12 protein-coding genes are annotated in these 13,457 nt (G+C 72.2%); 4 read left to right on the plus strand and 8 right to left on the minus strand.

The genetic code is table 11. The features are described from left to right. The first annotated feature begins 14 nt into the window (after positions 1 to 14). On the plus strand, positions 15 to 2,393 hold the full coding sequence (locus AB0H93_RS04530) for a DEAD/DEAH box helicase (protein ID WP_358567330.1): 2,379 nt from the start codon (positions 15 to 17) through the stop codon (positions 2,391 to 2,393). A 103-nt stretch (positions 2,394 to 2,496) separates the two neighbouring features. Here AB0H93_RS04530 and AB0H93_RS04535 read toward each other — a convergent pair whose 3' ends face one another. The 8 genes from AB0H93_RS04535 to ssd form a co-directional block, all read right to left on the minus strand. Further along, the gene (locus AB0H93_RS04535) at positions 2,497 to 3,168 is read right to left on the minus strand and encodes a bifunctional DNA primase/polymerase (protein WP_358567332.1); all 672 of its coding nucleotides are present in this window, start codon (positions 3,166 to 3,168) and stop codon (positions 2,497 to 2,499) included. A 329-nt stretch (positions 3,169 to 3,497) separates the two neighbouring features. Beyond that, the gene (locus AB0H93_RS04540) at positions 3,498 to 3,845 is read right to left on the minus strand and encodes an Rv3654c family TadE-like protein (RefSeq protein ID WP_358567335.1); all 348 of its coding nucleotides are present in this window, start codon (positions 3,843 to 3,845) and stop codon (positions 3,498 to 3,500) included. Continuing rightward, positions 3,842 to 4,225, minus strand: a complete 384-nt coding sequence (locus AB0H93_RS04545) for a TadE family type IV pilus minor pilin (RefSeq protein WP_358567338.1) — start codon at positions 4,223 to 4,225, stop codon at positions 3,842 to 3,844. The genes AB0H93_RS04540 and AB0H93_RS04545 overlap by 4 nt, the downstream gene beginning before the upstream one ends. After that, complete coding sequence (locus AB0H93_RS04550) at positions 4,225 to 4,434, minus strand: DUF4244 domain-containing protein (protein WP_358567341.1); 210 nt, start codon at positions 4,432 to 4,434, stop codon at positions 4,225 to 4,227. Before AB0H93_RS04550 ends, AB0H93_RS04545 begins: the two co-directional genes overlap by 1 nt. 34 nt (positions 4,435 to 4,468) lie before the next feature. Then, positions 4,469 to 5,170 carry a type II secretion system F family protein gene (locus AB0H93_RS04555; RefSeq protein WP_358567344.1) on the minus strand — a complete coding sequence of 234 codons (702 nt, stop codon included), beginning with the start codon at positions 5,168 to 5,170 and terminating at the stop codon, positions 4,469 to 4,471. After that, entirely contained in the window at positions 5,167 to 5,967 is an 801-nt protein-coding gene (locus tag AB0H93_RS04560) for a type II secretion system F family protein (RefSeq protein WP_358567347.1), read from the minus strand. The genes AB0H93_RS04555 and AB0H93_RS04560 overlap by 4 nt, the downstream gene beginning before the upstream one ends. After that, positions 5,961 to 7,130: a TadA family conjugal transfer-associated ATPase gene (locus tag AB0H93_RS04565; RefSeq protein ID WP_358568456.1), complete on the minus strand. Its 1,170-nt coding sequence runs from the start codon at positions 7,128 to 7,130 to the stop codon at positions 5,961 to 5,963. The genes AB0H93_RS04560 and AB0H93_RS04565 overlap by 7 nt, the downstream gene beginning before the upstream one ends. A 153-nt stretch (positions 7,131 to 7,283) precedes the next feature. Next, complete coding sequence (gene ssd, locus AB0H93_RS04570) at positions 7,284 to 8,369, minus strand: septum site-determining protein Ssd (RefSeq protein ID WP_358567350.1); 1,086 nt, start codon at positions 8,367 to 8,369, stop codon at positions 7,284 to 7,286. Positions 8,370 to 9,067: 698 nt separating this feature from the next. Here ssd and AB0H93_RS04575 point away from each other — a divergent pair. From AB0H93_RS04575 to AB0H93_RS04585, 3 genes are all read left to right on the plus strand, one after another. Beyond that, positions 9,068 to 9,895, plus strand: a complete 828-nt coding sequence (locus AB0H93_RS04575) for an HAD-IB family hydrolase (RefSeq protein WP_245761298.1) — start codon at positions 9,068 to 9,070, stop codon at positions 9,893 to 9,895. A 511-nt stretch (positions 9,896 to 10,406) separates the two neighbouring features. Then, positions 10,407 to 12,182, plus strand: coding sequence for a glycoside hydrolase family 3 protein (locus AB0H93_RS04580; RefSeq protein WP_358567354.1), 1,776 nt, complete (start codon positions 10,407 to 10,409; stop codon positions 12,180 to 12,182). Between the two features lie 26 nt (positions 12,183 to 12,208). Then, positions 12,209 to 13,456: a DUF1343 domain-containing protein gene (locus AB0H93_RS04585; protein WP_358567357.1), complete on the plus strand. Its 1,248-nt coding sequence runs from the start codon at positions 12,209 to 12,211 to the stop codon at positions 13,454 to 13,456. The last annotated feature ends 1 nt before the right edge of the window (position 13,457 follow it).

Consider the following 13,457-nt stretch of genomic DNA (forward strand, 5'->3'; position numbering starts at 1 on the left):
CGAGGCTCGCTAGCGTGCGCGCAGCGGACCAGGACAAGGGGCGGCGGTTACTCGACCGCGCGGTAGCCGGCATTCCGGCCGACGAAACGCCGTTGCGGCACGTCGCACACCTGCCCGCCCGCCCGGCCCGCACCGCCGACTGGCCTGAGTGGGTCCCGCCGCGACTGGTGGACGCGTTCCGCGAGCGCGGCGCGCGGGAGCCGTGGGTGCACCAGATCGAGGGAGCCGAGGCGGTCCGGGCCGGCGAGCACGTGGTCGTCGCGACCGGCACGGCCTCCGGGAAATCGCTGGTCTACCAGCTGCCGGTGCTCTCGCGGCTGCTCGAAGACGACCGGGCGACCGCGCTGTACCTCGCCCCCACGAAGGCGCTCGGCGCCGATCAGCTGCGCACCATCGGCGAGCTCGGCATGGCGGAGGTCCGGGCGGCGAGCTACGACGGCGACACGCCGCAGGTCGAGCGGGACTGGGTGCGCGCGCACGGCCGGTGGATCTTCACCAACCCGGACATGCTGCATTACGGCGTGCTGCCCGGGCATGGCCGCTGGGCGCGGTTCTTCCGGCGGCTCAGCCACATCGTGGTCGATGAGTGCCACACCTACCGCGGAGTGTTCGGCTCCCACGTCGCGCTGCTGCTGCGCCGCCTGCGCCGCGTCGCGCAGCACTACGGCGCGGACCCGGTCTTCGTGCTCGCCTCGGCCACCGTGTCCGACCCGGAATCGCTGGCCGAGCGCCTGACCGGCGTCTCGTGCCGCGCCGTGACCGACGACGGGTCGCCGCGCGGGGCCCGGACGGTCGCGTTCTGGGAGCCGCCGCTGCTCGACGAGATGATCGGCGAGAACGGCGCCCCGGTGCGCCGGGCGGTCGGCACCGAGGCGGCGCGGATCATGACCGAGCTGGTCATCGAGGACGCCCGGACGCTGGCGTTCATCCGGTCCCGGCGCGGCGTGGAGCTGGCGGCGCTGTCCGCGCAGCGCGCGCTGTCCGATGTGGACGAATCGCTCGCCGCGAAGGTGGCCGCCTACCGCGGCGGTTACCTGCCCGAGGATCGTCGCGAGCTGGAGCGTTCCCTGCTCTCGGGCGAGCTCCGCGCGGTGGCCACCACCAACGCGCTGGAACTCGGTGTCGACATCTCCGGGCTCGACGCCGTCGTGGTCGCCGGGTATCCCGGCACCCTCGCGTCCTTCTGGCAGCAAGCCGGACGCGCTGGGCGGGACGGCGACGGCGCCCTGGTCGTCTTCGTCGCGCGGGACGATCCGCTGGACACCTACCTGGTGCACCACCCGTCCGCGGTGCTCGAGCGCCCGGTCGAGGCGACGGTGCTCGACCCGACCAATCCGTACGTGCTCGAACCGCACCTGGCCTGCGCCGCCGCCGAGCTGCCGCTCGACGAGGACTCCTTCGACGTCTTCGGCGGCGAACCGGCGCGCCGGGCCGTAGCAGCGCTCACGGCGGACGGGGTGCTGCGCAAGCGCCCGCACGGCTGGTTCTGGACCTCCCGCGAGCGTCCACATCGGAACGTCGAGCTGCGGGGCGCCGGCGGGCATCCGATCGCCGTCGTGGAGGGCGAATCCGGGCGCATGCTCGGCACCGTGGACCCGGACTCGGCCTGCGGAACGGTGCACCCGGGAGCGGTCTACCTGCACCGCGGCGAATCGTTCGTGGTGGACGAGCTGGACCTGGAGACCGGGCTCGCGCTGGTGCACGAGGAAAGCCCCGATTGGACGACCTCGCCCCGCAACGTGGTGGACATCTCGGTGCTGCGGACCATCGAGCGGCACGACACCGGACGCGGCGTCACGGTCTGCCTCGGCGAGGTGGAAGTCACCTCGCAGGTCGTCGGCTACCTGCGGAAACGGCCCTCCGGGGCGGTGCTGGACCAGGTTCCGCTGGACCTCCCCGCGCAGACCCTGATGACCCGGGCGGTCTGGTACACGGTCGGCGACGAGCTGCTGGTGGGCAGCGCGCCGGGGGGCGCCGGGCTGGATCCGGCGCGCATCCCCGGCGCGCTGCATGCCGCCGAGCACGCGGCGATCGGCCTGCTACCGCTGTTCGCGACCTGCGATCGATGGGACATCGGCGGGGTTTCCACCGCGCTGCACGCCGACACCGGGGAGGCAACGGTGTTCGTGCACGACGGTCATCCGGGAGGGGCCGGATTCGCCGATCGCGGTCATGCCGCATTGGTCCCATGGTTGGCCGCGACGCGGGAAGCGATCGCTTCCTGCGACTGCCCGGCGGGATGCCCGTCCTGCGTCCAGTCGCCGAAGTGCGGGAACGGCAACGAGCCGCTGGACAAGGCGGGGGCGGTGGCTGTTCTCGATGCGGTGTCGGCCGCGCTCGGGGGCGGCGCCGGCGGATCGGCTGGGCTGCACGACCGTCCACAAGAGAGCTGAGCACGAAGGGCTGGTGCGTGCTCGGAGGAGACGTGTTCGGTCGTGTCGGGGAGCCCGGGGCGCGGATGCCGATCCGGTCGGCGTCGGTGCGGCCGGCAGGTGATCACCTGCCCGCTGCGAGAAGTTCCGCCACGTTCTCCGGACTGCTGTTGTCAAGGAGTTCGAGACCCGTGCAGAGCGCGTCCTGCACGAAGTCCGGGGTGGGCAGCTGCCAGGCGCAGACCTCCGGCTTGACCCGCCAGTGCACCGCACCGCCGGGGTAGGCCGTCGGGGGCATCGGCACCCAGCTTCCGTTGCTGTGCAAGATGATTCCGCCCTGCTCGGCCAGCTCGGGGTAGAGCTCGCCGCCACCGGACATCAGGAAGTACCAGCGGCCGTCCGGGGTGGCCACGATCGGCACCGGGAAGCCGAGTGCGCGCAGCACCAACGCGGCGCGGTGGCCGAGGTTCGAGTCGACCTCGATGGCGTCGACCGTGGTTCCGGTGGCGACCAGCAGGCCGTAGGGCCGCTCCGTCCACCATGACGTGACCTCGTCGGGGTTGGTGCCGAGGCGGTCCTGCCAGTCGCGGTACACCGGCCGCAGGCCGGTCTCCTGGCGTCCGCGGCGACCGATCCAGCCGTCTTCTTCGGGGTAGGTTCCGGGTAGCACCGGCCAACCGCGCGAGGCGAATCCGATTGCCTGCACGCGAAGTTCGATCCGGCTGCTGGTCAGCCCGGCCGGGTGGGCCGGGATGCCGCGGAAGGCGCTTTGCCACCTGTCCGCTGACCGTTGCATTTGCTCCGCCTCCTTGTTCCACAGTGGGCGCCGGACCGGCGGCTCGGGGGTGCCTCCGGCAGAACCTTCGGCAGCCGCCTGGTTCTCGACCTCGTTGTCGTGAACCTTGGGTCTTGCGCTCACACCACTAATCAACGTCATCCGAACCGGGTGAGTACACCCCCAGTCGACGACCGGTAGCTGAGCCGCGACGAACGCTCCCGCCCGGAACACGTGAACTATAAGGATCATCCTGTTGAGCGGCACCGGAACGACCGCTCGCTAGGGTGAAATCCGGTCGCCCGACCGCTCGTCGACCGTTCGTCGCGGCCGGATCGATCGGCCGCCGTTCAGCTTCCCTCCGGCCCGGCACGAGCCCGTGCGCTGGCCTTTCGCCCGCCAGGGACGAACGCGGGAAGATCGGCTCGGACCGTCACGAGGGCGTCCCAGCCTTCCATCCGGCACTCCTCGAGCTCGGCTCGCATCCCGCTCGCGACCCGGTTCGCCCGCTCGCACGCGACCTGTTGCCCGTGCGGCGCGTACGCAGCGGCGGCCAGCGCGGCGAGATCCGCCGCCCCTTCGGCCCGGTGGCGGGCGACGGTGGCCGCGCCCAGTTGCAGGACAACGGACAGCAGGATGATCAGCGCCAGCGAGAGCACCGCCGCAACCACGGTGACCGCTCCCCTGTCGCCGCTCATGGCGCCACCCCTGGTTCCAGCACCGCCACCGCCCGCGCTTTCAGCCAGCGGCCGGGCAGGAACTCGCCGGGCAGCGGGGCACTCACCTCGGTGCTGACCTGATCGCCCTCGACCAGCACCGTAAGCGACGCGCCGCCGGGCGCGATGCGGCCGACCGCCTCGTCCGCGCGGGGCCGGTCGCCGCGCGCCACCAACCGCGCGGCTTCGACCGCCGCATCGGTGCAGCGGAGCTGGCCGATCAGCGCGCCGATCCCGGTCACGATCAGCGCGAACACCGCGATCACCGAGCAGATGCCCAATGCCGCCTCGACCGTGACCGCCCCGGCGTCGCGGCAGGCCGTTCCGGCGCCGGGCGACGCCGGAACCACCTGCGCGGCCATCAGGTATCGCCGCCTTCGAGCCCGCGGGCGATGAGCCCGGCGAGCGCGTCCTTGACCGAGTTTCCGGTCACGACGTCGTAGAGAAGCGAGGCGAACGCCACCGCGGCGACGGTTCCCACCGCGTATTCGGCGGTGCTCATGCCGCCGTCTCCGCGCAGCAGGGCGCGCAGTCGGCGCGTCGCCGTCCACCGGTTCGACCGGGCACTCATCTCGATCAACCTCCAGCTCATATCCACAATGGACTTACAAGGGCACCGCGAGGCGGTGCATCATGCCGACCACCACGGGCAGCACTCCGAGGCACAGGAACGCGGGCAGGAAGCACAGGCCCAGCGGCGCCGAGATCCACACCGTTGCGCGCTGCGCGCGTGCTTCGGCCTGCTCGGCAACCGCCGCTCGCGCATGCGCAGCGATTTCGCCCGCCACGTCCGCCAGCGCGCTGCCGGTCCGGGCGGTGCGCCGGGCCGCCCGTGCGAGTTCTGCGGTGTCCGGGTTCCGCAGCGCCGGTTCCCAGCCGGTCGCGGCATCCGCGCCCAGCGCGAGGTGGTCGGCGACCTCGCGCAGAGTTCGGTGCGCCGCACCGGTGAGTTCGTCGGCCACCGCGCGCACGATCACCGGCACCGGCAGCCCGGCGCGCATCCCGGCGGCCAGCAGGTCCCAACCGGCGGCCAGCGCGAGCGGATCCGTCCGGTCGCGGCGCTGGTCCGCGAGCGCCGACCACCGGCGCACGGCGAAGGCAGCGGCCAGCCCCATCGAGATCCCGACGACCGGGCCCAGCACCTGCACCGCGCCAGCCCCGACGGCCAGCGGCAACGCCCAGACCACAATGGACTTCCTGGGACGCCCGCGAGCCGGCGAGCGCGGGCCGAGCGAGCGGAGCCTCGCCCGCGCCGAGCTCGGCGGCACGAGCAGCAGAGCCGCGGCCGCGAGCAGCAGTTCGATCACGGCTGCACCACCGCCCTGGTCAGGCGCAACGTCCAGCCGACCCCGGCGCACAGCAGGGCCACTCCGACCAGCAGGAGCAGTTGCCCGAGCAGCCCGCCGGTCAGGACGGTGATCGGCCCCGCCCCGACGGCTTCGCCGAACAGCAACCCGAAGATCGGCAGCCCGGTGAGCACGGCGGCGGTCGATCGCGGGCCGGCCATCTTCGCCTCGACGTCCCGCCGGAACGCGGTCCGCCGCTCGACGTCGCGGCGCACCGCGTCGAGCAGGTCGGCCAGCGCTACGCCATGCCGCTCCGCCAGCGCCCAGGCCCTGGCCATCCGGTCCTGCGGCCCGCGCAGCTCGGCGATCCCGTCGTGCCCTTCGAGAGCCGCCGCGACATCGCCGCCGAGCCGGACCGTGGTGGCCATGTCCTGGAACACCCCGGCCACCGCCGGACCGGCCTCGGCCGCCGCCCCCTCCGCAGCGGCGGCCGGGTGGGCCCCAGCGCGCAGCTGCGCCACCAGCAGCCGCAGCCCCGCGGTCAGCTCGTCGGCCCGGTCCAGCCGATGTCGCCAGTCCCGCTGCGTTCGCCAGTACTTCGCGCCGAGCAGCGACAACGCGACAGCCGCGCAAGAACCGGCCGGACCGGCGAAGCCCCAGCCCGCGACGGCGCCGGCTGGAATCACGAGCAGCCGACCGACACCCCGGAACGAGGGCCTGGCAACGCGTACCGGCTCGGCGAGGAGCCGGTCGCGCGCCCTGATCTCCGGCCAACAGAGAACGGCTACGGCCAGCACGACCAGCGCGTGGATCAGCACGGCAACGCACCTCCTCTCGCGGCCAGCAGCGCCGCCAACGCGTCCTTGCCCGGCCCCCACCCGCTCCCGGCCTGCCAGGCCGGGAGCACCTCGACCAGCTCGCCGCTGCGCCGCAGTACGCCTATCCCGGCGAGATGCCTTCCGCGCCGAGCGCTCCGGCGAACGTGCAGCACCACCTGCACTGCCGCAGCGAGCTGGCTGTGCAGGGCCGCGCGCGGGAGCCCGCCGAGCGCCGCCAGCGCCTCCATCCGGGCCGGAACCTCTTGCGGCGAGTTGGCGTGCAGCGTGCCCCCGCCTCCGTCGTGGCCGGTGTTCAGCGCGGCCAGCAGCTCGCGCACCTCGCCGCCGCGCACCTCGCCGACGACGAGCCGATCGGGCCGCATGCGCAGCGCCTGCCGGACCAGGTCGCGGACCTGGATCTCGCCTGCTCCCTCGACGTTCGCCGGGCGGGTGAGCAGCCGGACCACGTGCGGATGACGCGGGTAGAGCTCGGCGGCCTCCTCGACGCACACGATGCGCTCGGATTCCGCGACCTCGCCCAGCATCGCCGCCAGCAACGTCGTCTTGCCGCTGGCCGTGCCGCCGACGACCAGGAAGGCCAGCCTGGTCGCGACGATTTCGCGCAGCACCGCGGCGGTCGGGCCGTCGAAGGCACCGGAACCGCACAGCGCGTCGAGATCGTGCGCGGCCGGGCGCAGCACGCGCAGCGAGATGCAGGTGCCCTCGCCCGCAACCGGTGGAAGCACCGCGTGCAGCCGGACCGGCCCGGATGCGCTCTCCTGCGGCAACCAGGCATCGACCCATGGCTGGGCGTCGTCCAGCCTGCGGCCGCTGGCCACCGCGAGCCGCTGCGCGAGGCGGCGCACCGCGTCTTCGTCGGCGAAGCGCACCGCCGCCCGCTGGAGCCCTTCGCCGCGGTCGACCCACACCTTGTTCGGCGCGGTGACGAGCACGTCGGACACCGCCGGATCGCGCAGCAGCGGCTCCAGCACGCCGGCCCCGCGGAATTCCTGCTGCACCAGGCGAAGTGCGGCCAGCACGTCGGCGTCGGCGACCAGGCCGCCCGACTCCTCCCGCACCGCGGACGCGACGGCGGCCGAGGTCAGCGTGGCGCCGCTGCCGACCAGCCGGTTGCGCACCCGCTCCAGCAACTCACCGTCGATCGAATCGGCCACAGTGGACGATTCCGCCGATCCGCCGGGGATCGGGTCGACTTCCAGGACACGACTCATGGACATGACTCGACTCACTTCCGTTCCGATGGAGCACCGAAAGAGCTGAATCCCCGCGCGCCCGACCGGCGCGCTTCCCTGCCGTCAACCAGCCACTGTGGACGGTTCCGAGCGGCCGAGCGCGGCCAGGACTTCCCGCGCGACCTGGGCCACCGGGCCCCGCCGCACCGGGCCGGCCGCGGCGAGACCGCCGCGATCCAGGACCGCCGGCAGGCGCGGCTGCGGCCGCATGACCGCCAGGACCTCCGCGCCCACGGCTCGCGCCACGTCCGCCGTGCGCAGCCCACCGGGCGCGGGCCCCCGGACCACCAGCCGGACCGGACCGGCCGCGTGTTCCCGGATGCTCGCCACCGCGCGGGCCGCCGCCGCGCAGGCCCGCACCTCGGCAGGCACGACGACGACCGCCAGGTCCGCGTCGCGCAGCCCGGCCGCGGCCGCAGCCGGAAGGGTGCGCGGCAGATCGCAGACCACGGTGTCGCCGGCCCGACGACCAGCGCAGAGCACGGCTCGCACCGCCTCCGGCGTCAGCCCGGTCGGCGGCCCGTCGCGGTCGCAGGACAGCACCGTGATCGCGCCGCTGCCGATCCGGCGCTTCGGCAGCGCCTCGTGCAGCGCGCTCGCGGCGAGCCGGCCGGCGTTGACGGCCAGCCCCGACCAGCGCAGGCCGTCGGCCGCCTCCGCACCGACGGCGAGATCGACCCCGCCGCCGAGCGGATCGCAGTCGACCAGCAGCGACCGTTCCCCGCTGCGCGCGGCGAACACCGCCGTCGCGGTGGCCAGCACGGACGCTCCCGCCCCACCGCAACCACCCAGCACCGCGAGCACCCGGCCGCCCTGCGCCGGAGCGTCGCCGGCATCCGCCAGCAGCTCGATGAGACCCGCCTCGTCGGCAGGCAGTTCGAGCACGCGCTCGGCGCCGATCTCGAACGCGGCACGCCAGAGATCGGGCGTCGGATCCCTCGACAGCACAACGACTCCGCGCCTTCGCGGCAGTCCATCGGCCGCGCCGAGCGCAGCGGCGTCAAGCAGCACCAGCGGCGCGGTCCGCCAGCTCGGCGGCGCCGGGCCCGGCACGTGTTCCACTTCGCCGCCGGCCGCCGCGGCCAGCCGCGAGACCTCTTCGGCCAGCGCGGAATCCCGCGCGACGAGCAGCGGGCGTGCAGCAGTCATGGCGATGCCTCCGGCAATCGAATGGCGGGGATGGATGCGCGCCGAATTGGCGCTCGATAACCAAGGTGGCCGGATCACCGGCAGCTGCCAACCGACTTTTCCAAATCTGTGGACAAACCGACGACCTGTGGATAACTCGCATACCCCGAAAGCACGACATCGCCCGCGAAAAACGGAAAGAGTTCGCATTGGCGTCCGGCGGAATGGGCCGCGGCGGAGCCCCCGGAAAGGGGACGGCCCCCGCCAGGGGGGAGGGGCGGGGGCCGTCTGCAGTTCAGCTCCGGGGGGTCGAGCTGAACCTGCCCGGTAGCACCGGACTCCTCTCACTCTAGCTCGTAGATCCCCCGCAATGCCCCCCGTCCATTTGAGCGAACGTTCTCGCTCTCAGTGCGCACCGAACCGGTCAGTAGCCGACATTCGAGTCAAGAAAAAACTCCCACTAGACGAAAGCAACGCCCAACACCACACACAGCGTGAGTTCTCGACGCGTGGTCGCCCGCCCCCGCCCCAGGCGCGCGAGATCGGGCCGTCCGAGCCCCCGGAACTAGCAAATCCCGGGCCGTCGACGGCACGACAACGGGCGCGGCGACTAACGGATCGATTGCCGAAAACGATGCGCAAGGCCACCACCGGGAATGGAAAACCCTTCGGTAATGCGCGCCCGCAGCCCGCCGAAGCGGGCTCGTATGCTGTGCGGCGTGACAGAGCCCGCGAACCCATCGACCCACACCGGACGCCGGGTGGCCGCGTTCTTCGACCTGGACAAGACCGTCATCGCCAAGTCGAGCACCCTCGCCTTCAGCCGCCCCTTCTTCCAGGAAGGGCTGATCAACCGACGGGCCGTGCTGAAAAGCGCCTACGCCCAGTTCGTGTTCATGCTGGCCGGCGCCGACGCCGACCAGATGGACCGGATGCGCGCGCACATCACGTCGCTGTGCACCGGCTGGGACGTCGAGCAGGTCAACGCGATCGTCGAGGAAACGCTGCACGACATCGTCGATCCGCTGGTCTACAAGGAAGCCACGCAGCTCATCGCGGAGCACCAGGAGCAGGGCCACGACATCGTCGTGCTGTCGGCCTCGGGCGAAGAAGTGGTCGCCCCCATCGCGAAGCTGCTCGGCGCCACGCACTGGTCCGGCACCCGGATGGTCGTGGTGGACGGCCGCTACACCGGCGAGATCGAGTTCTACTGCTCCGCGGAGAACAAGGCGACCGCCGCCCGCGAGCTCTCCGACGAGTACGGCTACGACCTCGCCGAGTGCCACGCGTACTCGGACTCGATCACGGATCTGCCGCTGCTGGAAGCCGTCGGGCACCCGACCGTCGTCAACCCCGACCGCGGACTGCGCAAGGAGGCCGTCCAGCGCGGCTGGCCGACGCTGTCCTTCGAGCACCCGGTGTCGCTGCGCGCCCGGATCCCCACCCCGTCCCGCGCGGCGGTGACCGCGGCCGGCGTCGGCATGGGCGCGGTGGCCGCGGCCGGTGCGGCGTGGTGGGGCCTGCGGGCCTGGCGCCGCCGGCGCTGACTCCCGCATCGGGCGCGCGGTACCGCACCGCCGGCGAAGATCGCCACCCGAAAAACCCATACCTACGGCCTGCATCCGAACCCTTGCAGTGACGCGCGTCACCGACTACAAAGGAAGTGCGGACCATGGTTGGCCAGGGATGTTACGGAGGAGAAGTAACATCCACCCCGATCAGACTCCGCGCGCGAGGCCCGGAGCACCCACGCGTTGCCGCACACAAGGCTGGTCGTTCCACGGGGTTGCGTACCGGGACGCCGGACGCCTAGCCCGGAAGTTACGACAAGAGTGCACGCTTGGTAACCCGAGTACTCGCGCAGAGGGGCGGCGGCCCGTCGATCTGATCGACGGGCCGCCGCCGTATCTCTGTCTCGTTCCTCCTTCGCGGGACCGTCCGCGACCACACCGGTGCGCAGCGTTGACCGGGGCCGAACGTGTGAGTAACTTCCGAAATCGACCGATTTCGTGGTGAACACTTTCCGCCCGGCGTTACCCCGCCCGCAGGGAGGCCAACGTGAAGACCCGAGCGCGCCGCGCCGCCATCGCGCTGAGCGCCATCGCCATCGGTGCCGCCGCGCTTACCACCACCGGCGGCACCGCAGCCCCGAAGCAGCCGCAGTCACCCGCCGAGCTGCTCAAGAAGATGACGCTGGAAGAGAAGGTCGGCCAGCTGTTCGTCACCTACGCCTACGGCCGCACGGCGGACACCGCGCACCCGCAGAACCAGGCGGAATTCGGGGTCGACACCCCGGCGCAGGTGGTGCAGAAGTACCACCTCGGCGGCATCATCCACTTCGCCTGGACCGACAGCCTCTACGACCCCAAGCAGATCGCCGAGCTGTCCAACGGCCTGCAGGGCGCCGCGCTCAACTCCGGCGCGAAGGTGCCGCTGCTGATCTCGACCGATCAGGAGCAGGGGCAGGTCACCCGGATCCTGGAACCCGCCACCCAATTCCCGGGCAACATGGCGCTCGGCTCCGGCCGCAGCACCGATGACGCGGTCCGCGCGGCCGCGATCACCGGGCAGGAACTGCGGGCGATGGGTCTGAACCAGAACTTCGCGCCGAGCGGCGACGTCAACGTCAACGCGGCGAACCCGGTGATCGGGGTGCGGTCGTTCTCCTCCGACCCGGCACTGGCCGCGCAGCTCACCGCCGCGCAGATCCGCGGCTACGAGGACTCGGCGAAGCCGGGCGAGACGGTGTCGGCCGCGGTCAAGCACTTCCCCGGGCACGGCGACACCAGCCAGGACAGCCACACGTCGCTGCCGGTGATCGAGCACGACCGGCAGCAGTGGGAGCAGCTGGACGCGCCGCCGTTCAAGGAGGCGATCGCCGCCGGGACCGACATGGTCATGAGCGGTCACCTCATGGTCCCCAAGCTCGACGACTCCGGTGAGCCGTCGACGCTGTCCCCGAACGTGCTCACCGGGATGCTGCGCGACGAGCTCGGCTTCAAGGGCGTGATCGTCACCGACTCGCTGAAGATGGACGGGGTGCGGGAGAAGCACCCGGACGCCGAGATCCCGGTGCTCGCGCTCAAGGCCGGTGTCGACATCATGCTGATGCCGTTCAACGTGCAGGTCGCCATCGACGGCGTGGTCAACGCGGTGCGCAGCGGCGAGCTCACCGAGCAGCGCATCGACCAGAGCGTGGAGCGCATCCTGGCGCTGAAGGCCGCGCGGGGCGTGCTGGACAACCCGTTCGTCGACGTGTCCAAAGTGGACCAGATCGTCGGGACACCGGAGCACCTCGCCGAGGCGCAGGCCATCACCGACCGCACCACGACCGTCCTGCGCAACGACGGGATGCTGCCGCTGCAGAAGCCGGGATCGATGTTCGTGGCCGGCGCCGGCGACAAGGCGACCGCCGCGCTGGCCGAACGGATCAAGGCGCGCGGGCCGCAGGCGTCGGCCCTGGCGACGGGCTTGAAGCCGACGCCGGAGCAGATCGGTCAGGCCGTCGAGGAGGCCAAGCGCAACGACGTCACCGTGGTGCTGACCAACGCCGCGTGGAGCGAGGCCAACAAGACGCAGCTCGACCTGGTCAGCGCCCTGCAGCAGACCGGGAAACCGGTCGTCGCCGTCGCCGTGCGCGACCCGTACGACGCGGCGCACGTCGACCTGCCCGGCTGGATCGCCACCTACTCGGACAAGGCGGTGGCGATGGAATCGCTGACGAAGGTGCTCTTCGGCGAGATCTCCCCGGTCGGCAAGCTGCCGGTCCCGGTGCCCGACCCCGGTCAGCCCGGTGTCGACAAGTACCCGTTCGGCCACGGCCTGAGCTGGTAGCCCGGGTGAACTCGGAAAGGGCGGGCATGGGTGTGAATCGACGGGGCTTCCTGACCGCCGCGGCGCTGACGGTGCCCGCGGCGGGCCTCGCGACGAGTTCCGCGTGCGCCGCCCCGCGGTCCACCGACCTCGGCCCGGGCGTCAAGACCGGGGCGGACGTCCTCGCCGCGCGGAACTGGCAGGACATCACCGGCCGCCGGGTCGGGGTGGTGACCAACCCGACCGGCGTGCTCGCGTCGCTGGAGCACGTCGTGGACGTCATGCACGCCAGCGGGGCGGTGGACGTGGTCGCGGTCTTCGGACCGGAGCACGGGTTCCGCGGCACGTCGCAGGCCGGCGGCTCGGAGGGCGACTACCGCGACCCGCGCACCGGCCTGCCCGTGTACGACGCGTACGGGGCCGACGCGGCGAAGCTGGCCGAGATGTTCCGCAAGGCGGGCGTCGAGCAGGTCGTGTTCGACATCGCCGACGTGGGCGCCCGCTTCTACACCTACATCTGGACGATGTTCACCGCGATGCAGGCGGCCCACCAGGTCGGAGCGGCATTCCTGGTGCTGGACCGGCCGAACCCGATCGGCTCCCGGGTCGCCGGCCCGCGGCTGGACCCGCGGTTCGCCTCGGGCGTCGGGCTGCTGCCGATCGTGCAGCAGCACGGCATGACGGTCGGCGAGCTGGCGCGGCTGTTCGACCGCGAATACCTGCCGAGCCCGCTGGAACGCCTCGACGTGATCCGCGTGGAGGGCTGGCGCGGGCGCGGCGCGGACGCCGGGCTGCCGTGGGTCCCGCCCAGCCCGAACATGCCGACCCCGGACACCGCGGCGGTCTACCCGGGGACCGGGCTGTTCGAGGGCACCGTGCTGTCCGAGGGCCGCGGCACCACCAGGCCGTTCGAGATCATCGGCGCACCCGGCATCGACTGGCGCTGGGCGGAGGAGCTCAACGCCGCCGGGCTGCCGGGGATCCGGTTCCGCGAAACCTACTTCGTGCCGACTTTCTCCAAGCACGCCAACGCAACCTGCGGCGGCGTGCAGGTCTACCGATCGGGCGAGGTCGACGCGATCGGCGCCGCCGTCGCGATGATCACCACCGCGCGCCGCCTGTACCCGCAGGTCTTCGGCTGGCGACCCGACAACATGATCGACAAGCTGTCCGGCTCGGACCGCCTGCGCACGATGGTCGACGCGGGAGCCGACGTGCCCGAGATCGTCGGCCCCTGGCAGGACGACGTGGCGGACTTCCAACGACAACGCGAGCCGTACCTGCTGTACCGCTGAG

Origin of the sequence: Saccharopolyspora sp. NPDC050642, from assembly GCF_040654735.1 — a bacterium.
In the GTDB taxonomy this organism is placed as follows: Bacteria; Actinomycetota; Actinomycetes; order Mycobacteriales; family Pseudonocardiaceae; genus Saccharopolyspora; species Saccharopolyspora elongata.